General features: G+C 72.1%; 26 protein-coding genes. 8 read left to right on the top strand and 18 right to left on the bottom strand.

Annotation, left to right across the window (positions count from 1 at the left end; all coding sequences use genetic code 11):
• Positions 1 to 278: 278 nt before the first annotated feature.
• Entirely contained in the window at positions 279 to 1130 is an 852-nt protein-coding gene (locus ACLQ29_RS21115; RefSeq protein ID WP_425773214.1) for a hypothetical protein, read from the top strand.
• 12 nt (positions 1131 to 1142) lie between these two features.
• On the opposite strand, the gene ACLQ29_RS21110 is transcribed toward ACLQ29_RS21115, so the two are convergent.
• The 5 genes from ACLQ29_RS21110 to ACLQ29_RS21090 form a co-directional block, all read right to left on the bottom strand.
• The gene (locus ACLQ29_RS21110; protein ID WP_425773213.1) at positions 1143 to 1664 is read right to left on the bottom strand and encodes an ATPase; all 522 of its coding nucleotides are present in this window, start codon (positions 1662 to 1664) and stop codon (positions 1143 to 1145) included.
• Between the two features lie 113 nt (positions 1665 to 1777).
• Positions 1778 to 2224 (bottom strand): response regulator, encoded by a 447-nt coding sequence (locus tag ACLQ29_RS21105; protein WP_425773212.1) that lies wholly within the window; start codon positions 2222 to 2224, stop codon positions 1778 to 1780.
• 68 nt (positions 2225 to 2292) lie between these two features.
• Positions 2293 to 2640 carry an STAS domain-containing protein gene (locus ACLQ29_RS21100; protein ID WP_425773211.1) on the bottom strand — a complete coding sequence of 116 codons (348 nt, stop codon included), beginning with the start codon at positions 2638 to 2640 and terminating at the stop codon, positions 2293 to 2295.
• Positions 2641 to 2756: 116 nt separating this feature from the next.
• Positions 2757 to 3794, bottom strand: coding sequence for a cobalamin B12-binding domain-containing protein (locus tag ACLQ29_RS21095; RefSeq protein WP_425773210.1), 1038 nt, complete (start codon positions 3792 to 3794; stop codon positions 2757 to 2759).
• Positions 3791 to 5578, bottom strand: coding sequence for a SpoIIE family protein phosphatase (locus ACLQ29_RS21090; RefSeq protein WP_425773209.1), 1788 nt, complete (start codon positions 5576 to 5578; stop codon positions 3791 to 3793). Before ACLQ29_RS21090 ends, ACLQ29_RS21095 begins: the two co-directional genes overlap by 4 nt.
• A 230-nt stretch (positions 5579 to 5808) precedes the next feature.
• Between ACLQ29_RS21090 and ACLQ29_RS21085 the strand changes: the two genes are divergently transcribed.
• The gene (locus ACLQ29_RS21085) at positions 5809 to 6141 is read left to right on the top strand and encodes an STAS domain-containing protein (RefSeq protein WP_425773208.1); all 333 of its coding nucleotides are present in this window, start codon (positions 5809 to 5811) and stop codon (positions 6139 to 6141) included.
• Positions 6142 to 6301: 160 nt separating this feature from the next.
• On the opposite strand, the gene ACLQ29_RS21080 is transcribed toward ACLQ29_RS21085, so the two are convergent.
• Positions 6302 to 6616 (bottom strand): hypothetical protein, encoded by a 315-nt coding sequence (locus tag ACLQ29_RS21080; protein ID WP_357572640.1) that lies wholly within the window; start codon positions 6614 to 6616, stop codon positions 6302 to 6304.
• Between the two features lie 201 nt (positions 6617 to 6817).
• Between ACLQ29_RS21080 and ACLQ29_RS21075 the strand changes: the two genes are divergently transcribed.
• From ACLQ29_RS21075 to ACLQ29_RS21065, 3 genes are all read left to right on the top strand, one after another.
• Positions 6818 to 7795 (top strand): DUF2267 domain-containing protein, encoded by a 978-nt coding sequence (locus ACLQ29_RS21075; RefSeq protein WP_425773207.1) that lies wholly within the window; start codon positions 6818 to 6820, stop codon positions 7793 to 7795.
• Positions 7796 to 7910: 115 nt separating this feature from the next.
• Complete coding sequence (locus tag ACLQ29_RS21070; RefSeq protein WP_425773206.1) at positions 7911 to 8705, top strand: spermidine synthase; 795 nt, start codon at positions 7911 to 7913, stop codon at positions 8703 to 8705.
• A 96-nt stretch (positions 8706 to 8801) separates the two neighbouring features.
• Positions 8802 to 9896 carry an AI-2E family transporter gene (locus ACLQ29_RS21065; protein WP_425773205.1) on the top strand — a complete coding sequence of 365 codons (1095 nt, stop codon included), beginning with the start codon at positions 8802 to 8804 and terminating at the stop codon, positions 9894 to 9896.
• Positions 9897 to 9920: 24 nt separating this feature from the next.
• Here ACLQ29_RS21065 and ACLQ29_RS21060 read toward each other — a convergent pair whose 3' ends face one another.
• The 10 genes from ACLQ29_RS21060 to ACLQ29_RS21015 all read right to left on the bottom strand — a co-directional run bounded on the left by ACLQ29_RS21060 (position 9921) and on the right by ACLQ29_RS21015 (position 22821).
• A complete protein-coding gene (locus ACLQ29_RS21060; protein ID WP_393373150.1) occupies positions 9921 to 11222 on the bottom strand; it encodes an NAD(P)/FAD-dependent oxidoreductase in 1302 nt (433 codons plus the stop codon).
• Positions 11223 to 11276: 54 nt separating this feature from the next.
• Complete coding sequence (locus tag ACLQ29_RS21055) at positions 11277 to 13430, bottom strand: glycogen debranching N-terminal domain-containing protein (RefSeq protein ID WP_425773204.1); 2154 nt, start codon at positions 13428 to 13430, stop codon at positions 11277 to 11279.
• A gap of 67 nt (positions 13431 to 13497) precedes the next feature.
• Positions 13498 to 13821: a CU044_2847 family protein gene (locus ACLQ29_RS21050; RefSeq protein WP_425773203.1), complete on the bottom strand. Its 324-nt coding sequence runs from the start codon at positions 13819 to 13821 to the stop codon at positions 13498 to 13500.
• 3 nt (positions 13822 to 13824) lie between these two features.
• Positions 13825 to 15249, bottom strand: a complete 1425-nt coding sequence (locus ACLQ29_RS21045; RefSeq protein ID WP_425773202.1) for an ABC transporter substrate-binding protein — start codon at positions 15247 to 15249, stop codon at positions 13825 to 13827.
• Between the two features lie 3 nt (positions 15250 to 15252).
• Complete coding sequence (locus tag ACLQ29_RS21040; protein ID WP_425773201.1) at positions 15253 to 16368, bottom strand: hypothetical protein; 1116 nt, start codon at positions 16366 to 16368, stop codon at positions 15253 to 15255.
• The gene (locus ACLQ29_RS21035) at positions 16365 to 17792 is read right to left on the bottom strand and encodes a VWA domain-containing protein (RefSeq protein ID WP_425773200.1); all 1428 of its coding nucleotides are present in this window, start codon (positions 17790 to 17792) and stop codon (positions 16365 to 16367) included. The genes ACLQ29_RS21040 and ACLQ29_RS21035 overlap by 4 nt, the downstream gene beginning before the upstream one ends.
• A 30-nt stretch (positions 17793 to 17822) precedes the next feature.
• Entirely contained in the window at positions 17823 to 20108 is a 2286-nt protein-coding gene (locus tag ACLQ29_RS21030) for a tetratricopeptide repeat protein (RefSeq protein ID WP_425773199.1), read from the bottom strand.
• The gene (locus tag ACLQ29_RS21025; protein WP_425773339.1) at positions 20105 to 21778 is read right to left on the bottom strand and encodes a S1 family peptidase; all 1674 of its coding nucleotides are present in this window, start codon (positions 21776 to 21778) and stop codon (positions 20105 to 20107) included. Before ACLQ29_RS21025 ends, ACLQ29_RS21030 begins: the two co-directional genes overlap by 4 nt.
• Before the next feature lie 90 nt (positions 21779 to 21868).
• Positions 21869 to 22435: a GNAT family N-acetyltransferase gene (locus ACLQ29_RS21020; protein WP_425773198.1), complete on the bottom strand. Its 567-nt coding sequence runs from the start codon at positions 22433 to 22435 to the stop codon at positions 21869 to 21871.
• Positions 22432 to 22821 (bottom strand): winged helix-turn-helix transcriptional regulator, encoded by a 390-nt coding sequence (locus tag ACLQ29_RS21015; protein ID WP_425773197.1) that lies wholly within the window; start codon positions 22819 to 22821, stop codon positions 22432 to 22434. The genes ACLQ29_RS21020 and ACLQ29_RS21015 overlap by 4 nt, the downstream gene beginning before the upstream one ends.
• A 97-nt stretch (positions 22822 to 22918) precedes the next feature.
• Between ACLQ29_RS21015 and ACLQ29_RS21010 the strand changes: the two genes are divergently transcribed.
• A complete protein-coding gene (locus tag ACLQ29_RS21010) occupies positions 22919 to 23593 on the top strand; it encodes an NAD(P)-dependent oxidoreductase (protein ID WP_425773196.1) in 675 nt (224 codons plus the stop codon).
• A 34-nt stretch (positions 23594 to 23627) separates the two neighbouring features.
• On the opposite strand, the gene ACLQ29_RS21005 is transcribed toward ACLQ29_RS21010, so the two are convergent.
• Positions 23628 to 24347: a VOC family protein gene (locus tag ACLQ29_RS21005; RefSeq protein ID WP_425773195.1), complete on the bottom strand. Its 720-nt coding sequence runs from the start codon at positions 24345 to 24347 to the stop codon at positions 23628 to 23630.
• A gap of 104 nt (positions 24348 to 24451) precedes the next feature.
• On the bottom strand, positions 24452 to 25060 hold the full coding sequence (locus ACLQ29_RS21000) for a TetR/AcrR family transcriptional regulator (RefSeq protein ID WP_425773194.1): 609 nt from the start codon (positions 25058 to 25060) through the stop codon (positions 24452 to 24454).
• A gap of 133 nt (positions 25061 to 25193) precedes the next feature.
• On the opposite strand from ACLQ29_RS21000, the gene ACLQ29_RS20995 reads away from it, so the two are divergent.
• Together ACLQ29_RS20995 and ACLQ29_RS20990 are read left to right on the top strand one after the other, a co-directional pair.
• Positions 25194 to 25409, top strand: a complete 216-nt coding sequence (locus tag ACLQ29_RS20995; RefSeq protein WP_425773193.1) for a hypothetical protein — start codon at positions 25194 to 25196, stop codon at positions 25407 to 25409.
• 26 nt (positions 25410 to 25435) lie between these two features.
• The gene (locus ACLQ29_RS20990) at positions 25436 to 26185 is read left to right on the top strand and encodes an SDR family oxidoreductase (protein ID WP_425773192.1); all 750 of its coding nucleotides are present in this window, start codon (positions 25436 to 25438) and stop codon (positions 26183 to 26185) included.
• Positions 26186 to 26216 lie beyond the last annotated feature (31 nt).

The raw sequence follows: 26216 nt of genomic DNA, 5'->3' as shown, positions 1-26216 counted from the left end.
CCCCACTCGGCCGCCACGGTCGAGGTGGGGCTGGCCGTTCGGTGCGGTCGACATCGGGCGATCGGGGGATCCCTGGGTCTGTCTGGATTCTCGGCCGTTGGGGCGCACTCGCGACCGTCTTCGTCCGGCCAATCGGGAATAACCGTCTAGTCCCATCCAGGAGGATTGCGCGGTCTGCCCAGGTGTGGTGCTTGGAGTCGGCACGATCTGGGCAAATTGTGGCGCAGGCCACCGTACGGACAGGCGATATCGAGCAATTGGGTCTTTAGCCTCGTCAGGTGCATCCCGACGACCCCTCCGACCAGAAGCTGACCGACGCGCACCCGACCACCCACCCGGGCGACGTCGCATCAACCGAACGGACGATCGGCCGGCACCGCGTCCCCGAACCGCCCCGGCGTCCCCTGCTCGGCTCGACCCCGATCCGGATAGCCCTGGCCACAGGCGTCACCTGCTGCCTCAGCCTCGTCGCGGTCGCCACCGCCCGGGGCGACGGGGACGACCCGATCCGCTCCGTGGAGCCACTCGCCGAGGCGGTGGCCGATCGCGCCGCCATCGCCGACGAGCGCGCCTCCCGGTCGTTGGACCGTGACCTCGCCCCCGCACGGATCCTGCCCAGCCCGACGGCAACGCCCACCCCGGCGCCCACCGTCGCGCGCAAGGCCCCCAAGAAGCCGGTCAAGCCCCGCCGACCCCGCCCGGTCGCCGGCCTCGACCAGGCCCAGATGGACAACGCGAAGATCATCGTGGACGTCGGCCTGGACCTGAAGATGCCGCGCCGCGCCCTGGTGGTGGCCCTGGCCACCGCCATGCAGGAGAGCAACCTCTACAACCTGGCCAGCGACGTCCTTCCCGAGTCGGCTGACTACCCGAACCAGGGCAGCGGCTCCGACCACGACTCGCTCGGGTTGTTCCAGCAGCGGCCCAGCAGCGGCTGGGGCACGGTGGCCGAGCTGATGCGCCCGTCGTACGCCGCGCGGGCCTTCTACAGCGCGCTCAACGAGATCCCCGGCTGGCAGGACATGAGCGTCACCGCAGCCGCCCAGGCCGTGCAGATCTCCGCCTACCCCGACGCGTACGCCCAGCACGAGGATCGGGCGACCACCGTCGCGGCGGCGCTCACCGCCTGAACCGACAACTCCTCAGTGCCGGCCCGACGGCGGCTCCGCGCCCGCGTCCGGGCCGTCGGCTCCGACCCGGCTCCCCGGTACGCCGGCAGCCGCGGTGGACGTGTCGACGGGCACCTGGTCCTCCGTCACCTGACCGAGGATCTCGTCCACCCGTGCCGCACCTCGCCGCCGGGCGTACAGCGCCGCCTCGACGTCACGCCGGGCCTGCACCGCCTCCTCGTACGCCCGCTCCCGCACCTGCTGTGCCTCCGCGCGGGCCTCGTCCAGCTCGGCACGGGCCTGGGCCAGGATCTCGGCGGCGGTACGCCGCTCGGCGGCACCGGCATCCCCGGTGACGGCGGTGTCGCCGAGGTCCAGCCGCTGGAGGAGGCCGCTGAGCCACGCCGCCTCCTGCCGGATCTCGTCCCACTCGCCGGTGGTCCCGGCGACGCCCTCGGCGCGCGTCGCGAGCCGGGACAGCCGGATCCCCAACTCGTCCAGGCAGGAATCGACCTGCCGCACGTCGTAACCGCTCTCAACGATGGAGAACCTCATCCCGTCGCCCCCCAGGCAGCCGCTGTTACTTCCCCTCCTGGATCCTCGGCCGCGACCGCGACGACCGAGGAGGTTCGGGAAAAATGTTCAGCATGCGCGCACGGGGGCCCGCGTCAGACGCGCTTGGGCAGCACGACCACCCGGCCGAAGAACTCGTCGATGCGGCGGACCACGTCGTTGAAGTCGTCCAGGTCGATCGGCTTGGTGACGTACGCGTTGGCCTGCAACGTGTAGCTGCCGACGATGTCGGTGTCGGCGTTGGAGGTGGTCAGCACCACGATCGGGATGGTCCGCAGGTCCTCGTCCTGCTTGACCGCGCCGAGCACCTGCCGGCCGTCCATCCGGGGCATGTTCAGGTCGAGCAGGATCACGTCCGGCCGGCGGGCCTGCTGGTGCCGGCCCTCGGCGCGGAGGAACTCCATCGCCTCCTCGCCGTCGCTGACCACGTCGATGACCTTTTCGACGTCGGAGTCCGCCAACGCCTCCTCGATCATCAGTACGTCACCGGGGTCGTCGTCGACCACCAGGATGCGTACCGGCTGCGGGCTCTCTGCGCCCATCACTACCTGCCTCGGGTCGGCGGGGACGGGACCTGACGGTCACCGCGTTGGCGGGGAAATCTAGCCCATCAGGAGGCGGTGCGGGACGCGGGGTCGACCGATTCCGGTTCGTAGCGCAACACGTCGGCCAGGCCGGTCATCCGCAACACCCGCTCGACGCGGCCGTTGGCGCCGACGAGCCGAAGCCACCCCCCGTCGACCGCGGCCTGATTGTCGCCCCGGACGAACACGGCCATCCCGGTGGAATCGCAGAAGGTGAGGTCGGCGAGGTCGAGCAACACCCGGGACTCGCCGGCGGCGATGAGCCGGTCGATCGCGGCGGACAGCTCCGGGGACGTGCTCATGTCCAGCTCACCCGCCAGACGTAGGCAGGCGCCACCGCCGTCGCGCTCGACGTTGCTGACGCTGAACGTCACCGTACTCCCCCTAGCTCCACCCGCGGGTGGGACATTTGCGGTGCGGCAAGTATACGCAGGGTCGCCCCGCGGACCGCAGCGCGCGGTGATCGACAGCGACGTCGGCGGGTGGGCGCTCAGCGGCAGGCGTCGGGCAACGCGGCCCGCCCCAGGGCCACCATGCGCTCCGCCCGGGGGAAGTCGCGCAACGCACGGGCGACGTGCTCCAGGGACCGGGCGACGGCCGCCCCGGGCACCCCCCGACTCGACAGGATTCCCACCAGCCACTCGACGAACCCGGTGAACAACGAGGCATCGTCGACGTAGACCGCCGCGGCCAGGAAATCCACCACATGACCCAGGTCGCTCACGGTGGAGTCGAGCTGACTGGCGGTGTAGGCGCGCGTCACCGGCACCCGCTCCCGCAGGTCGGCCAACGCGCTGTCGATCAGCTCGGCACGACGCCGCACCAGGCTGGCGTACTCGTCGTCGGCCAGGTGCGCCAGCCGCGCCGGCGGCACCCCGCGCAGCGCCCGTTCGTCGGCGATCAGCTCGGCCGCCGCGGGCGCGTCCGGCGCCCAGGCCACCCCGAGCCGGCGCGCCCACCGGCCGTCCGCACCGAACCCGCGCCCCCCGACCACCACCGGCACGTCCGAACGGCGGCAGGCCTCGATCATCCGATGGGCGTGCGGCAGCCGCATCGGCAGCGCGCACGCCAAGGCGACCGCGTGCGCGTCGTAGCGGTGCAGGTAGGACACCAGGTGCGCCGCCGGCACACTGGCGCCCAGGAATGTCACCTGCCAGCCCCGCAACCGCAGCACCTCGGCCACCAGCCGGGGCGGCAGCGCGTGCCACTCGCCGTCCATGCACGCGACGACGACCCGCCCGCCGCTCGGGCGCGGGTTGACGTGCGCGGCCACCGCCGCCACCACCCGTTCGCTGATGTGGGTGGCCGCGTGCTCCTGGGCGACGCTCCACTCGTTGCGCGCCCACCGCTCGCCCACCTCGGCCTGAGCGGGCGCGACCAGGTCGAGCAGCACCCGTTCCGCCGGCACGCCCGCGTCGAGCAGGCCGATCGCCATGTCGATCGCGGCGTACTCGTCGGCGTCGGCGAGGCAGTCCAGGTAGCCGACGTAGGCGTCGCTCGGGTCGAGGGCGGCGGTGGCGGCGGTCACGCGTCGAACTCCGCGGGCGGGTCGGCGGCGCGAGGCGGTGTGGGCACCGAGTGCAGGTGCCGCGGCGCGCGCCCACCCGGGCCGGCCGCCCGCAGCGCCAGCACCGCGATGTCGTCGTGGTCGCCCTGCGCCAACCAGTCGCAGGTGACCTGCTCGACCCGCTCGGCCAGGGCCGGCGCCGGCATCCGTTGGCAGCCGCTCACCGCGGCGACAAGCCGTTCGGTGCCGAACTGCTCGTCGCCACGACGGCCGCCACGAGCCTCGGTCACCCCGTCGCTGTAGAGCAGGCAGGTCTCACCCGGGGCCAGCCGGACGGTCACCTCGCCCACGCGGGGGTCGGGCACCACCCCGATCAGCATGCCGCGCAGCGGCACCGACTCCACCTCGCCGGAGGCGCGCAGCACCAGCGGCGGCAGATGCCCACCGCCGGCCATGGTCAGGGTGAGGCCACCGTCGCGGTGCGGACGGGCCACGCCGAGCACGATCGTGGCGAAACGCCCCTGGCCGTGCGCCTGGGTCGTCTCCAGCAACGCGTCGTTGAGCAACCGCAGCAACCGCCCGGGGTGCGACTCCAACCGGTGCAGCGCCTGGAGGCACTGGCGTAGCTGGCCGGTGAAGACAGCCGCCTCGACCCCCTTGCCGGACACGTCGCCGAGGAAGAACACCGAGCCGCCGTCGGCGAGCCGGTGCGAGCCGTAGAAGTCGCCGCCGATGCGCAGCCCCGCCTGCGCGGGCCGGTACGCGGTGCCCCACTGCACGCCCGCGGATTCGGCCGGCTCGACCGGCAACAGGCTGGCCTGGAGGGTGTCGGCGACCTCGGTCTGGTCGCGGTAGAGCAGCGCGGTGGTCATCGCCGCGCCGGCACGGGCCGCGAACGCGCGGATCAGCTCCGCGTCGACGTCGTCGTACGAGTCGGAGGCGCGACGGGCGACCAACAGCACACCGACCGGCGCGTCCCGGCCCGGCAGCGGGACGACCCGGGCGGCGGTCGCGGCACCGGCGGGCTCGGGCAGCCAGCCGGCGTCGACAGCCTGCTCGACGAGCCAGTCCAGGGCGTGCGGCTCGACCCCGGTCAGCGCGTCGGCGATGGCGGCGGGCAGCTCCCCGCCGGTCAGCACCCCGTTGTCCACCGACGCCACCTCGTCGTCGGCGACCGAGGCCCGCCACCAGCCGGCCCGACCGGAACGCGGTGCGAGAACCAGCACGGCCACCTCGGCCAGGGTCGGCACGGCGAGTCGCACGATCGCGGCGGCGGCCCGGGCGGGGTGCAGCGGGTTGCCCAACTTGGCGCCGACCACGGCCAGGAAGGTCGAGCGGGCTCGCTCGGCGAGCAGCGCGTCGGCGCGGCCGACGCTGTCGGTGACGTCCTCGACGTACCAGCAGCAGTGGCCGCCGGAGAGGGGCACCTGGCGGGCGGTCAGCCGACGGCCGCGGTAGGTGAAGCCGCCGGGGTCGCCCTCGCTCAGGCCGGGCACACCCGCCGCGCCGAGCGGCTCACCGGGCGTCACACCGGGCAGCAACCGCTCGGCCACCGGGCTGACGTGGCGCACGATGCCGTCGGCGTCACAGACCACCAGGCCCTCACGGAGGTGTTCGACGACCTCGAACCAGTCGGACGGGGCGGCGTCGCGGTCCAGGGTCGACGGCGGTAGGCCGGCACGGGGCGGAGGGGTCGCGGCGGGCCGAGGCGACACGTCGGCGCCCCACGCCGGAGCCGGTGTCGTGCTCGGCGTGAAGATCCGTCCGTCGCCCGGGTCCCAGTCCCTGACGTCGGAAGCAGTCACCAGCTGAGCCTCACTCCTTGTCGTCCACCCGAACCCGTTTGTCGTCCACCGGAACCCGTACCGGAACCGGCGTCCATGGTCCAAACCTCCGGTCCACCCTACGCCGGGACGCGCGCAGCGGCATCTCAGCGCGGCTGCCGAGGTGTCGCCACCAGCGGCGGAGCGGCGGCGAGCGGGCGTGTCGCCGGCCCCCGACTTGCGATCGTCCCCCTGGCTGAGAACATGGTGAGATGTCTGACCAGCTGTTGACCATCGAGACCACCCGGCTCGACGCCGGGCATGTCCGACTGCGGCTGACTGGCGAGCTCGACTACGCCTCCGCGCCCGAGCTGATCGCCGCCGCCGCCGAGCTGCCCGGTGACCAGCAGGTGCTCGTCGACCTGACCGGCGTGAGCCTCTGCGACTCCTCCGGGCTCAGCGCGCTGCTGGTGGTGCGCCGCGCCGCCGGGGAGATCCGGCTGACCGGGGCCGGGCCACACCTGCAACGGATGCTGGACCGCACCGGTCTGACCGAGTTGCTGACCGTGGCGCACGCCGACGACGACCTGCGCGCCATCGGCTGACCCGCTGCCCTCGTCGGTTCGCTCACCGCGGGGGCGTACACCGTGGAGAGCGGGCGTTCGACGGCGGTCCCCCGCTGACACCGATGCCCGGCCGGGTGGGTCACCAGCGAACGGGGTGGCCCCCGACCCTGGGACCTGGGGTCGGGGGCCGGAGGAATGTCTAGGGTGTCGTCATCGGCTGGAGTCTCGGACCGTTCTCGCGCAGCTCGCCCGTCGGGGCCGGATCGACGTCGTCGGGCTCTCCCGAATCGGGCGTCTGGTACAGGTAGCGGACGAACTGCCCACCCGCCTCGTTGTCGTCCGCGCCGGGCCACTGGCCGATGCAGTCCATTCCGATGACCTCACGGCCGGTCCCGTCGGCCTCCTCCAGCAGCGCCCACAGGCTCACCGGGTAACACCTGGTGACCTCGGGTGTGAGCTGCCAGCGGGCGTACCAACCACGTCGGGCGGGGACGATCTCGACGATCTGCTTCATGACGACCTTCCTTCCGCGTACCTCGGAAGAACTTCGGTCCTGATCCGATCGTGCGGGCCGGGTGGGTGAGCACCCCTCACCCGCGCCGGATGAAGCGTCCCGGACACCGGGCCGACCCGCGCGGCGGCGTCCGTTTCGGCTCCCGGGACGGCGGGAACGCGGCTGACACAGCCCACGATCCCCAGCGGAAGGGGTGCCACCATGCGCAAGCAGATGGAGGGCGACAACCAGCGGCGTCGGGCGCTGGCTCGACAGGCCCGCGACCAGGGCCGCCAGCCCAGCGAGATCGGTGCCAGCCTGAGCGCCTCGAAGCAGCTCACAAGCCTCGACCAAAGCAGGCGGACCGGCCCACCGCCGGCCGGACCACACAAGCCGGACAGCACGCGCGGCGGGCCGGCGCCGCCGCCGGTCGGCAGCGCCGACAATCCTCGGCCGCAGCCGTCCCCGCCCACCGGCACGGCCGGAGTGAGCGGCATGGGCTACCACGAGCTGGTCGACGAGGTCCGTCGTCGGGCCGGGGTCGACTTCAAGACGGCGAAGGTGGGCACCGAGGCGACGGTGCTGGTCCTCGCCTTCGCCCTGGACGCCGCCGAGCGGCAACTCCTGCTCGCGGCGGTGCCGGCGTCGCTGCACGACGTGCTGCCGGTCGACGGCATCGAGCGGCACCGTGACCTGCCCGGCTTCCTCGCCGAGGTGGGCCGGATCAGCGGCAACACCCCCGAGCAGGCCCGATACCAGGCGGAGGCGACGATCGCCGCGCTCGCCGCGCAGGACGGCGACCTCGTCGAGTCGTTGCACGTACCCGACGGGTTGCGTGACCTGCTGAACCCACCGGAGGCCGGCGGCGGCCTGGTGGGGGCCTCCACCGCCACGCCCACCCTGGACCCGGACGCGATCGACGCGGCGCTCGACGACCTGCCCTACTGGGCCGGTGACACGCAGGGCCTGCACCGGGTGGTCGCGTTGCCGGCGGACAACCTGGACCGCGTGCTCGACCGACTCGACCGCATGCGCCAGGACAGCGGGCGCGGACCGAGCATCGGACGTCCGGGCGACACCGCCGCCGTGCTGACCGTGCGGACCAGTCAGGCCAACGGGGTGACCGCGCTCGACGTGGACCTCGCGCACCGGATCGACGACGCGATCGACGAGGTGGGGGCCGGGATGGCCGGCGGCTGACCGGCCGTAGCGGCACCGACGGGCCGGTGGACGCGGGACCTCCCGCTCCGCCGGCCCGTCGGCCGTGCCGGGTCACCCGCCGGCCGGGTCCCGGGCCTGAGCTAGCGTGCCGGTCATGAACCGCGCCGCCGACCGGCTGGAGCTGGTCGCCGACCCGGTCCGGCGGACCGGGCGGACCCTGCTGTCCGCCGGGGTCGAGCAGTCGTACGTGGATGTCGAGGATCCCCGGCACCTGCACTTCGAGTACGTGCGACGGATCGCCTCGGCGGTGGAGCTGGCCGCCCCGGCGGGCGCCCCGCTGAACGTGCTGCACCTGGGTGGTGGCGCGTTGACGTTGCCCCGCTGGCTGGCCGCCACCCGGCCCGGCTCCCCGCAACGTGTCGTCGAGCGGGACCCGGCCGTGGTCGAGCTGGTGGCCCGGGAGCTGCCGCCACTGCCGCCGCAGGTGCGGGTGGAGGTCGCCGACGCCCGGGACGCGCTCACCACCACCCCGACCGCCACCCACGACCTGGTGATCGCCGACATCTACCGGGCCGCCCTCATGCCCGCGCACGTGCGTACCGTCGAGTTCGCCGCCGAGGTGGCCCGCGTCCTGCGCCCGGACGGGATGTTCCTGGTCAACGTCACGGACCTGCCGCCCCTGGTCGCCACCCGGGTCCAGGTGGCCACGGTGCGGGCGGTCTTCGCCGACGTGTGCGTGCTCGGCGACCGGCGGATGTTGCGCGGTCGCCGGTACGGCAACGTCGTGTTGGCCGCGACGTCCCGACCCGGCGGGCTGCCGATCGCCCGGTTGGCGGTGGCAGCCCTGCGCGACCCCGTGCCGGGCGGGCTGCTGCACGCCGCCGCGCTCGACACGTTCGTCGCCGGCGCGCGCCCGGTCACCGACGCGGACGACGGAGGGCGTGGCTGAGCGACGTCGGCCCCTCGCCGCCCCACACACCCGCCGAGCCGGCCTCGCGTCCGCAATGCCGGGTTTCCGACGGCGAGTGCGGGGAAGGCGCGGCGGATGAGCAACACCGACGACCGGGTGACCGCCCGCCGGACCCTGATCGTGATCGGTCTGCTGCTCGCGACCGCGCTCGCGCTTATCCTCGTGTACGCGACCCGCCGGGTGCTGGTCTGGGCGGTGGTCGCCGCGTTCTTCGCCGTGGCGCTCAAACCCCTCGTCGACCGCGTGCAACGCCGTCTCGTGCCGCGGCGCTCGGTGGCCACGCTGCTGGTGTTCCTCGTCGCGTTCGTGCTGCTGGCGATCCTGGCCGCGCTGATCCTGGTGCCGTTGTCCGGGGAGCTGGCCCGGTTCGCCGACCGGGCGCCCGAGCTGCTGCGCGACGCCCGCGCCGGTCAGGGCCCGCTGGGGCAGGCGCTGGAGCGCACCGGCGCGCGGCGCTACGTCAGCGAGCACTCCGACCAGCTCCGTGATCTCGGCACCCGACTGCGGCAACCCGCGGTGGGCGTGCTGCGCGGCGTCGTCGAGACGGTCGCCGGGCTGGTCACGGTCGTCGTGCTGGCGTACCTCATGGTCCTGGAAGCGCCGCGGATCACCCGCGGCCTGCTCGCGGCGGCCGGGGACGGTCAGGGTGAGCGGCTGCGCCGGGTGGGCCGGGAGGTGTCGCGCACCGTGACCGGCTACCTCACCGGCAACCTGTTGATCAGCGTGGTCTGCGGGGTGTTGACATTCGTGGTGCTTGTCGTCACCGGTGTCCCGTTCGCGGCCGTGATCGCCCTGCTGGTGGCGGTGGCCGACCTGATACCGCTTGTCGGCGCGACGCTCGGCGCGGTGATCGCGGCCGGCGCCGGTTTCCTGCACTCCCCCACCGCCGGGGTGGTGGTGCTCGTCTTCTTCGTGGTCTACCAGCAGGTGGAGAACCACCTGCTGCAGCCGTTCATCCTGTCCCGGGCGGTCCGGCTCAACCCGTTGACCGTGCTGGTCAGCGTGCTGCTCGCGGCCGAGCTGGCCGGTCTGCTGGGCGCGCTGCTGGCCATCCCCGCCGCCGGTATCGCGCAGACCCTGCTGCGCGAGTACGGCCCGCGCCGGCTGCGGCCCGCGCCGCCGGCCGGCCCGGGCGCGCGGCGACCGGCCGGCCCCGCCGCGCGGGGCTGACCGGCCGGTGCGCGGGCGGCTCGCTCAGCGGGCTCGGGACGCGATCTCGGGTGTGGTGCTCTCCAGCGGCACGGCGTTCGCCGGGACCAGCCCCAACTGCACGGCCGAGCGGGTCAGCGCGGCGTCGAGCACCCAGTCGGCGCTGACCCGCGTGCGGTTTCCCGGCATCGCCATCAGGTGGTACGCCCGGGTGACCGTCTTGGCCGGCAACCCGGCCAGGTTCACCTGCAACGGGTTCGCCGCCGCGTCCTTGCCCCCCAGGTCGACGACCCAGCCCAGGTCGTGGTGCTTGTACGGCTTGCGCTTGCCGAACCCGTACGACGCGGCGATGTTGTGGGCCGCGCGCTTGCCCTGCCGCTGGGCGTGCTGGGCCGTCATCCCGCAGATCTTTCCCGGGTTCACCAGGTCGGGCACCGCGGCGGCGTCGCCGCAGGCGAACACCTCCGGGTAGCCGGGGACGTTGAGGAACTCGTCGACCACCAGCCGCCCCCGGTCGGTACGCAGGCCCAACTCGTTGACGAACGGGTCGGGGCGCACCCCCACACACCACACCAGGGTGCAGGTCGGCACGTACTCGCCGTCGGTGAGCTTCACCCCGTCGCAGGTCGCCTCCGCCACGGACGTGCCGAGCCGGACGTCCACACCACGGCGGTTGAGCACCCGGTGCGAGGTGTTCGACATCCGCTCGTCCATCTCGGGCAGCACCCGCTGTGCCACGTCGAGCAGCATCCACCGCGGCCGGACCGGGAGGCGAGGCCGCTGGGCGTGCAGCCGGTCGGTGAACAACTGCCCGTGCGCGGCGACCTCGGTGCCGGTGTAGCCCGCCCCGACCACCACGAACGTGGAGCGGGCCTGCTGCTCGGCCGGGTCCTCGGCCTGCTCGGCCAGCTCGAGCTGCCGGACGATGTGATCATGCAGGTAGACGGCCTCGGGCAGGCCGCGGAAGCCGTGCGCGTACTCGGTCACCCCCGGGATGGGCAGCAGCTTGTTGACGCTGCCCACGGCGAGGATCAGCCGGTCGTACGCCAACCGGTTCTTCTCCCCCTCCGCCTGGGTGAAGCCAACCCAGCGGTTCTGCAGGTCGACGTGGTCGGCCTCGCCGATCACCACGCGGACGCCCTTGAGCGTCCCGGTCAGCGGCACCGCGATCCGTTTGGGTTCGACCACCCCGGCCGCCACCTCGGGCAGCAACGGGAGGTAGAGGAAGTAGTCGGTCGAATTCAGCACCACGATCTCGGCCCGGTCCCGGGCGATCCGGCTCAACGTCTTCGCCGCGTGGTAACCGGCGAACCCGGCCCCCACGATCACCACACGAGGTTTCGTCATTGCGGGCCGTTTCCCGTCGAGGCCCGGGACAAACGTCCGACGCGCCAGCCGCGCTCAGCTCGGCTGGAGCCGGACGTGGCCGCTGCGACCGATCGCCTCCAACTCCCACTGTTGGCCGAACGCCCGCACCCGCTCGGCGGTGATCCGGCCCAGTTCCTCCGGGACATCCGGGTCGAGGACCAACCGGCCGTTGACCGGGTTGATGCCGAGCATGGCGCGGATCAGGGCCAGCGGCGTGCCGGCCGCCCACGCCTGGGGGCTGCACGCGGTCGGGAACGGCACGGCGAAGAGCAGCCGCTCGCGATCGAAACCGCTGAGCGCCTCCGGCAGTCGGTAACCGAACTGCTCGGCCGCCTCGATCATCGCCAGACTGATGCGGTTCGACTCGGCTCGGAAGCCGTACCGGGCCAGGCCGAGCGCGGCGAGGGAGTTGTCGTGCGGCCAGACCGTGCCCAGGTGGTAGCCGAGGGCGTTGTAGAGCCCTTCCTCCCGGGACAGCGTGCGGATGCCCCAACCGGAGAACATGTCCGGCGACAGAAGTTGTCGCACCACCGCGTCGGCCCGCTCCGGCGGCACGATTCCGCTCCACAGCAGGTGACCCATGGCGGAGGTCTTGGAATCGACGCGGTTCTTGTCGCCGTCCAGGGCGACCGCGTAGTAGCCGCCACGTTCCTCGATCCAGAAGTCGTGGTTGAACCGCTCGTGCAGAGTGTTGGCCTCGTCGCGCAGCCGGCGCGCCAACGTGGGATTGTCCAGCGGCCCGTCGCACAACTCGGCCAGCCGCAGTTTGGCGTCGTAGGTGTAGCCCTGCAGGTCGCAGGTGGCAAGCGGCAGCACGGGGATCCGGCCGTCGGCGAAGCAGACGCCGTCCGGGGAGTCCCGCCAGCACTGGTTGCCCAGCCCTTCCGGCGAGCGGGTGGCGTACTCGACGTAGCCGTCGCCGTCCCGGTCGCCGTACTCGTCGATCCAGCGCAACGCGGCCAGCGCGTTGTCCCGCAGGTGCCGGACGGTCTCGTCGTCACCGGTCCAACGCCAGTACTCGGAGAGCAGGATCAGCCAGAGTTGGGTGGCGTCGGCGCTGCCGTAGTACGGCCCGAACGGTTTCTCGCCACTGCGGGTCAACTCGCCGCTGCGCACCTCGTGCAGGATCTTGCCGGGCTCCTCGTCGGTGAAGTCGTCGCACGTCTCACCCTGGAGCCGGGCCAGGGCGAGCAACGTGCCCTTCGCCAACGCGGGCCCGGCGACAAGCGTCTGATAGGCGGTGATCAGCGTGTCCCGGCCGAAGACGGTGAGGAACCACGGCAGCCCTGCCCCGGGCAACATGATCCGCTGGCCCTTGACCTCCAGGTCGAGCCGCAGTGCGGAGAGGTCGTTGCGGGACTGCCGCACGGTGTGCTCCAACGCCGCGCTGTCGCTGCGCAGCACCGCCCGGTCGTCAAGCCACCGGCGCAGCGGGTCGTCGGCCCGGCCGTGGATGACGTCGGCGATGTCGCCCCGGACCGGCTCGACCACACCCATCCCGGGCGGCAGGGGCACGTGCAGGTCGACCTGCCACTCCTCGCTGGGGCCCAGCTCCACCTCCCAGACCAGGTCGTCGCCCTCGATCCGGTCGGCCGGCTTCACGCAACACACCCGGGTCTGCGCCGAAAAGTCGCCGCGCTGATAGGAGAAGCACAGCTCGGAACCGTCGGCGGCGTGGCGACGGGTGATCTCGCCGGAGCGGTCCCGGACCCTCGACTTGACCTCGAACAGGTCGGCGAAGTCGGCGGCGACGGCGAGCCGCAGGTCCACCCGCACCGGCTCCAGCCGGAAGGAGACCAGTTCCACCCGCTCGTGAAATCCGTCGCCGACGTAGCGCAGCCGCCGCACGCCCAGCGAGTTCGGCGGCAGCCCGGGCAACTCCGAGTTGGTGAGCACGTACTGCGCGGAGTAGTGGTCGATCGTCTCGGCGCGCAGCACCAGCAGTTCGCCGCCGTTGACGGTCAGGCACCAACCACTGATCAGGCGAGTGTCCAGGTGGACGAGTCCCCCGATACTGCCCGTCGGCACGTTCCCGCACCCGTTGGAATACAGGAACGTGGGCCCGCTGAGCACCGCGAAAGAGTCGGTGCCCAGCTCGGGCGGGATGGCCCGCTGGTCGGCGCTGTCCGCATCCGCGAGGGCCGGGCCGGGGAAGGGGTTGGCAGGGGTCGCGCGAGCGGCAGCCATGACCTCCACGGTAGGAAGGGGGGAACTGAGCGTCATCACCCGGACCGGGTGAAACTTCCCGACCGGCCTACGGGGTCGGCGGCCGCTGCCAGCGCACCGTCACCGTGAGCTGGCCCTGAACGCCGGTCCGGGCGATCACCGCGCCGGCCTCGGCGGTCAACTGCACCCCGAAGGTGATCTCGATTTCGTCGGGACGGTGGGCCATCGACTCGAACTGGCCGAGCGCGGCGGAGGCGGCGTCGCGGACCTCCGAGAGCGCCCGGTCGAACGTCGCCCGCGCCTCACGCACCACCTTGCCGGCATTGCCGGCCGGGGTCACGCCGGCCCGACCGTCGACCTCGACCACCACCGAGCCGCCACCGTCGAGGTCGAACCTACGCAGTTCCGTCATCGTTCACTTTCCTTCTTGTCTGGTCGGCACGCAGGTGAGATCCATCCACTCGGGACTGGACGGCAGCCGGAATGCCTCGAGTTCGGCCAGCAGACTGGTCAGGCGTTCCGGCGCTTCGAGGTAGACCAGGACCGCCCGCTCGAAGGCCGTGGCCATCGCCGCCGGCATCAGGTCCGACCCGTCCCAGCACAGGGTGCCGGTGCGCAGCCGCTGCCCGACCGCCGCCAGGACCTGGTCCGGGTATTCGGGCGCTTCGCCACGTCGGCTGAACGCCACGTCATTTGTGTGCTCGCGCCAGACCGCCTGCGCTTCGGCGGAGGCGAGGTACGTCATCAGTTTGTTGGCGCGGTCGGTGGCCTCGTCGTCAGTGGTGTCCCTGGTGCTGGGGCGGAACATGACCGCGACATCGTCGGAGACCTCCCGAAGTGACGTGGTGTCCGTCGTTCCGAACTGCGGTGTCGGAAAGAAGGCCAATGGTGGGGCGGCCGAATCGGTGGCCGCCGCGCTCGCGGATGGCTCCGGCCGGTAGGTGCGGATCGCGAAGGAACCCTGGTGGTCCAGGTGACACCGCCGTGCGGCGGGCTCCGCGGTTGGGGACGCGGACGGCTCCGCCACCTTCGGCGAAAGCAGCCCTCTCGCCGCGGTTTCGTAGGTGGTGTAGAGACTGGCTCGGGACGTCTCCTTCGAAGAGACCCCCAGCAGTGCCCCCCACGCTTCCCAGGCGGCCTTGACCTGCGGGGAATTCCAGGCGAGGTCACCGCGAGTCCACTGTTCGTAGACGGTCTGGCCGGACTGGTGCAACAGGATGTCCTCGATCCAGTCGGTGCCCGGCCAGCCGGAAACCGGCTGGGAACTCATGGCGAGGCACCAACGCACCTGCTCTCCGCCGATCTTGCGCTTGGTCAACTCGACCAGCTCGTCCCACGTCCTCGGCGGAGCGTTCGCCACATCCGTCAGCTCGCTCGGGTCGTACCAGACCACGCTCTTCAGGGCCGTGGTGATCGCGACCGCGTAGGCGAGCTCGCCGCCGCCCTGCCCGGTCCTGGGGGCAAGCTTGATCAACTGCGGAGCGGCGCCCGGATCGGTCGTGACGGCGCCCGTCAGCGGCGCCAACTGGCCGGCATTGACGTACCGTTGCAGGTCGTTGACGCGGGGCAGGACCGCGACGTCGGGCGGGCGGTCGCGGTCGATCGCCACCTGGAGCACCTGGCTGACGTCCCGGTGCCCCTGGTAACTGGTGAGAACACCGGACCGCTTCTCGAAGTCCTCCAGCACCATCTCGAACGCATCCGCCTCGTCGTCGGTCCACGAGCCGAAGACAACCAGCTCCCCTGCCGGCTCGGCAGAGCACCCGTTCAGCGCGACACCGGCGAGCAGCACCGTGACCATCGCCAGTGCCGTCCGAGCCACCCGTCCCCTGTGCTTCATGGGTCACCGCCTTCCATATTCCGCCAGGCGGGGTTGGAAGCCCAGGAGGACCAGCCCCGCGATGACGAGCGCGAGCACGGGCAGCAGGATCTCACCGCGGCGGCTGTTGGCCGCGGCGTCGGCATCGTTCGTGAGGGCGTCATTGGCCGCGACCTCGGCGTCGTCCGTGCTGGCGGCCACGGCCCCCGGCGTCGGAGGCGGGGACGGGAACGGGCTGCGCAGCGCCGCTGTGGTGTCGACGCAGGCCTTTTTGCCACACTGCTTCTCCACCTGATCGGCGAGGCCATAAGCCGCACGGGAGCCGACCTCCACGAGCTGGTGTTCCCTGCTGCCGTCAACAACCTGGACGCCCGCTCGAGTCTCGTCCAGCTTGTCCGCCGACAGGAGGCTCAGCCCGGCGAGGGCCATCATCCCCACCACCGCGGCCGTAGCCAGCAGCAGGGGGACGTTCACTGCCCGGCGGAACCGGCGGGTCAGATATGCCTGTGCCCGTACCAACAACACGCCGAGCGCGACCAGCGGCAGCAACCAGACCACAATTGTCAGTTCGTGGGTCCACAGGTTGTCCGCCTGGTCGTCCAGGGCAAGCAGTTGCTTGCCCCGCAGACTCTGAAGCCGGACCAGAATGTCGTTCAACAGACTCGACGCGTCGCGGAGCGCGGCCACCCCGAGAGCCCCCAGATCGGCATCGCGAAAGCGCGCGTCGGCCTGGCCGATCAGCCCGGTGTACGTGACCAGCAGCGCCTCGATCGTCTGGATGTCCCGGGTGCCGCCGTCGCCGGCCGCGTTGTTCTCCGCCACCAGGGTGAGGAACTGGCCGGCGGCGGCGATCTGACGTTGGTATTCCACCCCGGGCCCGCCGAGGACGACACCGCCCCTGCCGAGATTGTCCACCGCCGCGAGGTGCGCGTTGCGCAGCGCGTCCTGGGCGTCGTAACTGGCGAGGATCGCCGGCACCGAGCGCTCCGCGGCGATGTCGGCGTTGCCGGCGACACCGAGGAAGACCGCCAGGCTGGTCGCCAGGGTGACGGCAGTGACCCCGAGCAGCCACCCGCGCAGGCGAACCAGGGTCTGCCGGGTGGTGCTGACCCACGGCGGCCTACGCGCGTCCGCCGTCATGCCGGCACCTCCGCCAACGGATTGTCGGTGAACGGGGTGCCACAGTTCTCGCAGGTCTCCGAGCCCGCCGGCGACCTCTCCAGACACGCGCCGCAGATCTTCTCCGCGACCGCCGGTCCCCGTGGCGCCGGTGGGTGCGTGGGGTTGCGCACCGAGCCGACGATGCTGACCTTGATGTCGGTCTGGCTCAGATCTTCCTTGAGCCGGACGAGGCCGCCGGGCTCGATGTCCACCAGATGCCGCAGTTGCTCCAGGGCTGCCTCGTCCCGTGCCTTGGATGCCAGCGCCACCGCCTGGGCCCACTGCGCGTGTGCCTCGACCCGGTCACCCCGGTCGTACGCGTCGCAGCCGGCGTTGATGGCCTGCCGCACGTCCTCCTGCCCGGTCAACTGGGAGACGCTGAGGTCGATTCGGGCCGACTTGGCCATGTCGACAGTCCAGTTCACGAGGACTGTCGCGGCGGCGGCCCGCAGGTCCCCGTCGACCACCAGGTCGACCCGGGCGGCCAACCGGTCCTGCTCCCGGATGTCGTCGGGCGCCTCCAACCGCAGGCAGAGGTGAAAGTCCCGGTGCTCCGCACCCCACGAGCCGGTGGCGAACTCCCACGTGCGCTCGTCGACCCGGTCGGCGTACCCGGTGAGGTCCTGGATGGTGGGGCTGCTCTGTTTGAAGAAGACCAGCTCCGCGTACGGCATGGTCCGCAACCGGATCCGGACGTCCGGCAGCAGCTTGGTCAGCGCGGCGAGAACGGACTCCCGGAAGCTGGCGGCCAGGTCGCCGGGCCGCCGTACCGCCTCGGCGGTGCCGTGCAGCGCGGCGGCGATCCGGAGCAGGTCCGCGGGGTGCCAACCCTCTCCGATACCGCGCGGGTCGCAGACGAACCGACCGGCGCAGCCGCGCAGGACGCGCGTCAGCTCCTCCTCGGTCTCGTGCTCGTTGATGCCGTCGGTGAGCAGCAGCACGTGGTTGATCGTCGAGGCGGAGGACGGCAGCAGGTCCAGGGCGGCCGCGAGCCAACTGCCCATCGCCGTCCCGCCGCTGGCGCCGAGGCGGGCGACCGCGACGCCTGCCTCCTTCCGGGTGGCCGGCGAGGCGGTCGCGAGCGTCCCCGTCACCGGGTAGACGACAGTGGCTTCGTGGGTCCCCTGGATCACCGCGAACCGGACGCCGTCCGGCAGGACGTCTACGGCCGCGGCGGCGGCCTGCTGCGCGGCGGCCATCTTGGTCGGTGGGTCGGCCATCGATCCGGAACAGTCGATCACCAGCACCTCGACCAGCCGGGACGGATCCGTTCGGGCGGGCGCGTCGTCCCCGGCCGCCGCCTCCTGTCCGGCCACCGAAAGGACCGCGTGCATCTCCCGGCCGCCCACCGGCAGATATTTGTTCTGGTTGACTTCCAGGTCGAACTGCATCGCGGTATCCACCCGTTCACGCTCCGTTCCGGGTCGGGTCGGTCACCATCGGGTGCGGGGTCGGACGGCGTTCGCCCGGTCGACGAGCAGGTCGTGGGCCGCACGGCGGGCGGTGTCGCCGGTGCGACCGGGCCGCCGGAAGCGGCCCGAGCGCCCCGCCACCGGTTCGGGCAGATCGGCGTGTTGGGCCTGCTGGCCCAACGACCGGTAGGACTTCTCCAGCAACGCGCGGACGGCGCGTTCGGTCGGCGGCGTGCCCAGCACCGGGCCGTCGGTCAGGTCGGTGGCGTCGCCGGCACGGGTCAGGTCGAGCGCCATCTCCCGGATCGCCGTGGTCAGCCGGTCCCGCGACTCGCCGTCGATGTGCAGAGCGGCCAGCCGGTCGACGGCCAGGTTGAGCTCACCGGCGGTGGGTGGACCGCCGGGCAACCGGGACGACAGCACCCGCACGGCGGCGACCCGCGCGGCGTCGTGGTGCCGGGAGAGCTCCGGCACCTCGTCGAGGACGGCGACCGCCCCGGTCCGGTCGGTCGCGGCCAGACGGAGCCGCGCCAACCCGAACGCGGCACTGGCCTGGAAGGGGTCGCGCAGCCAGACCGCCGCGTAGTAGCGAGCCGCCCTCGCGTGGTCGCCGGCTCGCTCGGCGCAGAAGCCGAGGGCGAGCTTCGGCGCGACCTCTCCCGGGATGTCGCTGTAGACCGCGTCGAACTGCTGCCCCGCCTCGTCGACCCGGTCGGCGGCGAGCGCGAGCAGCCCACGGTGCCAGGCGATCCGCCAGTCGACGTCGGCTCGGGCGCCGGTCAACGTCTCGGCGCTGGCCAGCCTCGCGGCGGCCGCGTCGGGGTCGGCCAGCGCGAGGTGTGCCCGGCACCTGCTCAGCTCGATCTCCACCGACGTCTGCTCGACCATCGACAGCTCACCCAGCAGTGCCTGGGCGTCCGAGGCGTCGACTGTGCGGAGCACGTCGACGGCCGGGTCGTCCGGGTCGGGTCGGGGCACCGCCAGACCGAGGGCGACGTCGACGGCGGCGGGCCGGCCGTCGTCCAGGTGCGTGCCGTCGCCCGCGCCGATCCAGGTACGCAGGGGCAGGGCCAGCCCCAGGCCCGCGTCCAGCAGTTGCGCGGAGGGTTGGAAGAGTGAGATCGGCTCGGGTTGACGCCGGTCCGGCTGGCCCGCCAGGATCTCCCGCAGCACCCCGAGGAGTTGCTCGGACATCTCGGCGGCGGAGGCGAACCTGCGGTCCCAGTCCGGGCGGACCGCGCGGGCGACGAGCCGGTTGAACGACTCGATGCCGAGGGCATCCGGGGACGCGCCCGGAGTGTCCGGGCCGGGCGTGCGGGACCGGTACAACTCCTCCAGCGTGCGACCGACGGCGAACAGGTCGGAGCGCTCGGTCGGCCCCCGGGTCTGGAACTCGGTCCTGCTGACCGAGAAGTCGACGGAGTGGACGAGCCCCTCGATCCCGCTGCCGGCCTTGCGGACCCCGCCCAGGTCGATCACCTTGATGCGGTCGGCGGTGCGCATCACGTTGTCGGGCTTCATGTCGGTGTAGAGCATCCCTCGCCGGTGCAGGTAGTCGAGTGCGGCGAGAATCTCGTGACCGTAGGCGAGGATGTGGTCGATCGGCAGCGAGACATCCGGTTGTCGGGGGTCCTTCGCGGCGACCTGCAACCTGCGCAGCGACATGCCGTCGAGGTAGTCCATCACGATGTAGCCGGTGGGGCCGGCGACCGGGTCGTGGTGGGTGGCGAAGTCGGTGCTCCGGACGATGTTGGGGTGGTCCAGCGCGTTGAGGAACCGTTGCTCGTCGACGGCCGCCTTCAGGGAGGCCTCGTCGGCGGCGTGCAGCACGCCCTTGAGCGCGACGTCGACGTGGTCGTTGTGGGTGTCGTGGGCGAGGTAGACCCACCCCTGCCCGCCCCGGGCCACACAGCGGACCACCTGGTAGCGGTCGGCGACGATATCGTCGGCGCGCAGGCCGGGGAGGAAGCTGAACGGCGTCGGAGTCGGGCAGTAGGGGCAGAAGCCTCTGTCCCGACCCGGCCGACCGCCGCGGCTCCGACCGACCGGGTGGTCTTTGTTTTTGGGGCAGAAGCGGAACTCGTCGGGCACCCGCAACGGTTGGGTGCCGGTGCCGTCGGGCGAGAAGGTCAGCACCGGAAGGGAGACGAGGCTGGCCACCGTCCAGATGTCCCGAGCGGTCGACCGGGACGGAGTCGCGGCCGGCTTGGGGCTGTCGGTGCCACGTGGCGCCAGGCCGCAGACGTCACAGAACCCGGTCTCGTCGACGGTGCCGGCGCAGCCCGGCCAGTCGCACGGTGTGGTCACGACCCGTCCCCTCCACGTCGCTCGTCGGCTCGGTGCGAGACCGCCTCGGTGTACTGGCGTACCGCCGCCTCGGCGACCACCAGATCGCACGGCGCGGTCAGCAGCAGGTCGTGCGCGCGGCGGTACGACGTGCCGAGCGCGCGATCCTCGGCGAGCCGGTGCTGCACGGCCTTCGCGCGATAGGCGCCCAGCCGACCGTGCAGCTCGGACCAGAGATCCTCCCGGGCCACGATCTCGCGGCGGAGCGACTCGGCCGCGCCGAGCGCCCGGTCGGTGGCCTGCTCGGTCGAGGCGAGCAGGGCGGCCAGGGTGTCGGTGGTGGTGGCGGTGGCGGCCCGCAGCTTGGTCAGCTGGATGCGCAGCTCGGTGGCCCTGGGTTGGAGCCGCGGCACGTCGGCGACCAGGGCTGCTGCTCTGCGGTACGCCCGGCGGGCAGCCTCCTCGACGGCGTGGAGGCTTGCGACGCGGCTCGCCAACAGCGTGGTGCGCAGCGGGATCGACTCACCGCGGAAGGTCAGCAGCATCCGCAGGTCCCGGGTGGACGCCTGGTCGACAAGCGGAAGCACCACCTCGGACAGCAACGTCTCGGGCTCGGCGGCCTCGTCGATGTTGTTGATGATGATGGAGCGCGGCGTCGTCTCGGCGGCCCGGTCGTCACCGGGCGCCGTGCTCGCGGCGTCGGCCTCGCCGGCCCAGTCGGCGATCCGCCGGGACACGTCCTTCGTGCTCCGGTCCGTCGCGTCCACCGCGAGGTCGATGCTGCCGATCGGCGGGGCGTCCGGGAACTCGTCCGGGTCGATCGACGGCCGCAGCTCCCGACTGGAGAGCACGGCGGCCTGCCGCACCGCCGCCGCGACGTCGGACTCGTGGTGGTCGATGACGATGACGAGCACGTTGTCGGACGCGAGGCGACCGAAGAAGTCGGCGAGCTGGCGCAGGACCCGCGGGTTCGCCGGGGTGTCCTCGGTGGACCGGAAGCGTGGGTCGACCGAGGATTCGCCGGGCACCTGGGCGCGCAGCCGCGGAAGGCGGCCCAGGATCGTCTCGACCGGGATCATCCAGGACAGGCCGCTGCCCGGGTCGGTGGCGCCGGCCACGGCCGGGTTGCGGCCACCGTCGCGGTATGTGCTGACCACCATCCCGACGACGTGCCCGGTCTGCGCGTCGACCGCCGCCGAGCCGCTGAAGCCGGGGCTGACCTGGGGACCGGTGGTTGCCGAGAGCATCTGGACGCGTTCCCGTCCCGCTCCGGACCGCCCGGTGAGCCGCGCCTCGACGTAGACGCCGTGCTCCAGGGTTTCCGGAAAGCCGTACATGACGACGCGGCGGTCCCACGTGCCCCGCAGGCGGCGCAACGGCGCGAACGGGCCCTGCGGCGCGGGTTCGGCAAGCTCGAGCAGCGCGATGTCGTCCCGACCGTCGCTTGTGGGCGGCCACCAGCAGCCGGGCACGACGCGGGCCGGGACCGTCCGGCCGCCCGGTTGGCCGATCAGGTCGACCAGGACCGCCCACGCCGGCTCGGCGCTGGGGAAACCCGTTTCGCCGCCCGCGCCGACGACGTGGGCGCAGGTCAGGACGTGGCGGTCGTCAAGTGCCATCCCGGCGCCCAGCACCTCGCCGTGCTCCGCACGGACACGGACCGGCCAGGGCTCATTGCCGGGGCTGACCATCACCTCGCTGAGGGTAATCGAGCCCGATCATATCCGTTGGCCCGCGTCATCACCTTCGCGCCGTTTCGTGAGGTTTGAAGGCGCTTATTGTCAGTCTTGCGACGTGGCCTCGCCGCCGCCCGGCGGCCCTCCGGAGTCGCTCGGCGCGGTGATCGCCCAGCGCTCGTGGTCGCGCCAGGCGCCGTCGACGAACAGGTAGTCCGGGGAGAAGCCCTCCAACCGGAAACCGAGCTTGCGGGCCACCCGGCGGGACGGTTCGTTGCCCGGTTGGATGTTCGCCTCCAGCCGGTGCAGGCCGACCGTGTGGAACGCGTGGTCGATCACCAGCGCGACGCCCGCCGAGGCGTGCCCGGTCCCGCTGTACGGCTGGAACGCCGCGTATCCCAGGTATCCACCGCGCAGCGCGCCCAGCACGATCCCGCTGATGTTCACGTAGCCGGCGATCTCGCCGCTGGCCCGGTCACAGATCAGGTAACCGGCACTGTCCCGGCGGCGGATCCGCCTCAGGTAACGGTCGTACTCCTCCGGGCTGGCCGGCGCGACCAACCACGGGTGGTGCAGGTCCCGACTGCGCCGGGTGGCGGCGACGAACTCGTCGGCGTCGGTGGGCCGGGGCCGGCGGATCGCGGCGGGACCACCGGTACGCAGGTATCTCACGGCCGACCACTCTGACCGACCGGTGCCGATCGTGTCCACTCCTCCCGGGCCCTGAGCAGGGCGGGGAGATGCTCCTTGCTCCAGGTGCGCGCCGCCTCGATCAGGGTCAACAGCGTGCGCCCCAGCTCGGTGAGCTCGTACTCGACGCGCGGCGGATTTTCCGGGTACGCGGTGCGCAGCACCAGCCCGTCGCGTTCCATCGCCCGCAGGGTCTGCGTGAGCACCTTGGGTGTGACGCCCCGAAGCGGCACCCGGATCTCCGTGAAGCGACGCCGCCCGCCCTGCAGACAGAGCACGACCATCCCGGTCCACTTGTCACCGATCTGGAACGGCAGGGCACCGGAGGGGCACATCGGATCGAACATCTCCGGATCCAGTTCCGTCATGGTATGCCCCCATCCATCCCAGTTTCCTTGTAGTAACCAGTATCTCGTAGATACCGTTCCCGTGGTTCGCAGCGACAGCCAGACGGGGGACGAATCCATGAGCAGCATCGCCATCTTCGGGGCCGGCGGCAGGGCGGGACGGGCCATCACCGCCGAGGCGCGCGCCCGTGGACATCGGGTCACCGCCGTCGTCCGGAATCCGGGCGCGATCAGCGACATCAGCACGGACGGCGTCGCGGTGGTCCGGGGCGACGTCACGGACCCGCACTCGACGTACACGATCTCCCACGGGCACGACGCCGTGGTCAGCGCGGTCAGCCCCGCGTCCGGACCCGAGGCGCTGGCCGCCCTCGGCCAGCTCGACGACCGGTTCTTCGTCAACGCCGTCGACGCGCTCCTGCACGGCATGACCGAGGCCGGTGTGCCCCGCCTCGTCCTCATCGGACTCTTCGCCAACCTTCGCGACGAGCACGGCCGTCTGATCCTGGACGACCCCGCGGCGTTCCCCGGTCACCTGCGTCCATTCGCCCTGTCGCACACCGCCGGCCTGGACCGGCTCCGCGCGGCGGACACCCCGGTCGACTGGCTCATGCTCACTCCCCCGGCCATGCTGGACGCGGCCGGCCCTCGGCTGGGCCGCTACCGACTCGGCGGGGATCGCGTCCCCCCGTCGGGATCGACGACCCTGTCGTACGCCGATCTCGCGGTCGCGGTGCTCGACGAGATCGAGACCCCACGCCACCACCGCACCCGCGTCTCGGTCTTCGACTGACCGACCCACACCGTCCGAGCCCGGGCGGCCCGGGTCAGCGGGGCGTCAACACCGCGAACTCGACGCCGTCCGGATCGGCCAACAGCACCCGGCCGCCGACATCGCTCAGGTCGATGACCGTCGCGCCGAGCGAGATCAGCCGGTCGATCTCCACCTGTCGGTCGACGTCGGCGGACGGGGTGATGTCGAAACGCACCCGCTCCCTGCCCCCGTTCGGCATGTACGGCGGACCGCCCCAGGAGATCTTCGTGCCACCGTTGGGTGACTGGATCGCGGTCTCCTCGCCCTGGTCCCAGACCAGCGGCCACCCCAGCGCCGCGCTCCAGAAGTAGCCGACCTGCTGCGATCCGTCGCAGGCCAGAGCGCCGACCGGCCCGCAGCCGGCAAGGAAGTTGTTGCCCGGCGGGATCACGTCGAACTCGTTGCCCTCGGGGTCGGCGAGCACCACGTGATCGATGTCCGGGCCCTGGCCGATGTCCGCGTGCCGTCCGCCGAGCTCCAGTGCCCTGGCCACCTTCTGCCGCTGGTCCTCCAGCGAGCTGCTGGTCAGGTCGAAGTGCATCCGGTTCTGGACGACCTTCGGCTGCTCGTATGGGGCGAAGCGGATCCGGAACTCGGTGTCGTTGGTGGGCAGGACAAGTACGCCGTCGTGTGGATCGTCGATCACCTCCCGATCGAGGAGCCCCGACCAGAACTGCGCGAGTCGCAGGGGCTGGTGCGCGTCGAAAGTGATCGCGAACAGGTGTGCCGTCATCGCTTCGCCCGTCTCCCGTCCGGCCGGACGCCGCGCCAGCCGATGGTGCGGGAGCCTAGGTGCGAGCCGGGATCGTCCGCACCCGAGTTTTCGGCGCGCCGTGGTCAGCGGACGGGGTACGCCGCGGCGGTGAAGGCGTGCAGGGCGATCTCGGCGGACTGTTCCAGTTGGTCTCGCCGGGCTCCGGCTGCCGCGTGCACGGCCTGCCCCTCGGTGACGACGCTGAGGAAGCGGGCCAGTGCGGTGGGGTCGACCTCCGATGGGAGGTCGCCCTCCTCGACGGCGCGGGCGAAGCGAGCGGCCAGGGCTGTTTCGCCAGTAAGCCGGCTGGCCGCGAGGAAGTCGGCGATCGCCGCGTTGTCGGTGCCGCAGGCGGTGCCGCCCTGAATCGAGAGACAACCGGCGGGACGGTCGGGTCGGGTCAGCGCCACCGCGTTCTCCCGCAGCAGCACCGCCGCCACGCCCCTCGCGGTGGGCTGGTCCAGCGCGTCGCGGGCGTAGGCCATCTCGACGTCCGCGTACCGGGCCACCACCGTGCGGAACAGGCCCTCCTTGTTGCCGAACGCCGCGTAGAGGCTGGGCTTGTTGATGCCCATGGCCCCGGTGAGCTCGGTCAGCGAGGCGCCCTCGTAGCCGTGTCGCCAGAACACCTCCATCGCCCGATCCAGTGCCTCGTCGGTGTCGAAACCACGCGGTCGTCCGGTCTGGGTCATCTCCCGCACCTCCTCACCACACCGACTCTACCGCCCGGCGAAACCGATCGGTACAGAAGTTGGGGGAATGGCGGTGGACCCTGCTAGGTTTCGTTTCATACCGAGCGGTACAGAAACTCTGGAGGGAGTCGCCATGGACACGGTGAGGCGCGCGCTCGGCCCGGCCGGGATCTGGAGCATGGAGCTGCGCGGCGCAGCCCGGCCCGAGGTCCGCGAGGCCGCCCGGGACGGCATCGGGATGTTCATCGGTTTCCCCGCCTACCGCGCCAACCTGGCCCGCCTCGGCTTCGGCGAGGACGACCTGGTCCCGGGCGGCAGCGATCGGCCCATCGACGCCCTCCGCTTCTGAAACACCAACCCCAAGGAGTACGACTCATGGCTCAGCTCAACGGCAAGACCGCCCTGGTCACCGGCGGCACCACAGGCATCGGCCTGGCCGCGGCCCGCCGCTTCGCGGCCGAGGGCGCACACGTCTTTGTCACCGGCCGCCGCCAGCGGCAGCTGGACGAGGCCGTCGCGGCCATCGGCCCGAACGCCACAGGGATCCGCAGCGACGTCAGCAGCCTCGACGACCTCGACCGCGTCTTCGAGGCGATCACGGCCCGCGGCAACGGACTGGACGTGCTGTTCGCCAATGCCGGCGGAGGGGAGTTCGCCGCCCTGGGCGCCATCACCGAGGAGCACTACGCGGACGCCTTCGACCGCAACGTGCGCGGCACCATGTTCACCGTCCAGAAAGCCCTGCCGGTGCTCAACGACGGCGCGTCGATCATCCTGACCGGCTCGACCGCGGCGACGAAGGGCGGTCCCGCCTTCGGCGTCTACGCCGCCTCCAAGGCCGCCATCCGATCGTTCGGTCGCACCTGGGCCGCCGAGCTGGCCGGTCGCCAGATCCGCGTCAACACCCTGGTCCCGGGCCCGACCGAGACTCCGGGCATCACCGGGCTGGCCGCCAGCCCGCAGGAGGCGCCCGCGCTCCTGCAGGTGCTCGCCGCCACGGTGCCGCTGGGCCGGATGGGCCAGCCCGAGGAGATCGCGAACGCCGCGCTGTTCCTCGCCTCCGACCAGAGCAGCTTCATGACCGGCGGCGAGATCTTCGTCGACGGTGGCGCGAACCAGGTCTGACCGGACACTCGCCCGACCACGGCGCCGGCCG

The sequence above is a fragment of the Micromonospora sp. DT228 genome (assembly GCF_049841595.1).
Taxonomy (GTDB): Bacteria; Actinomycetota; Actinomycetes; order Mycobacteriales; family Micromonosporaceae; genus Micromonospora.
This window is presented reverse-complemented; position numbering and strand designations above follow the sequence as displayed.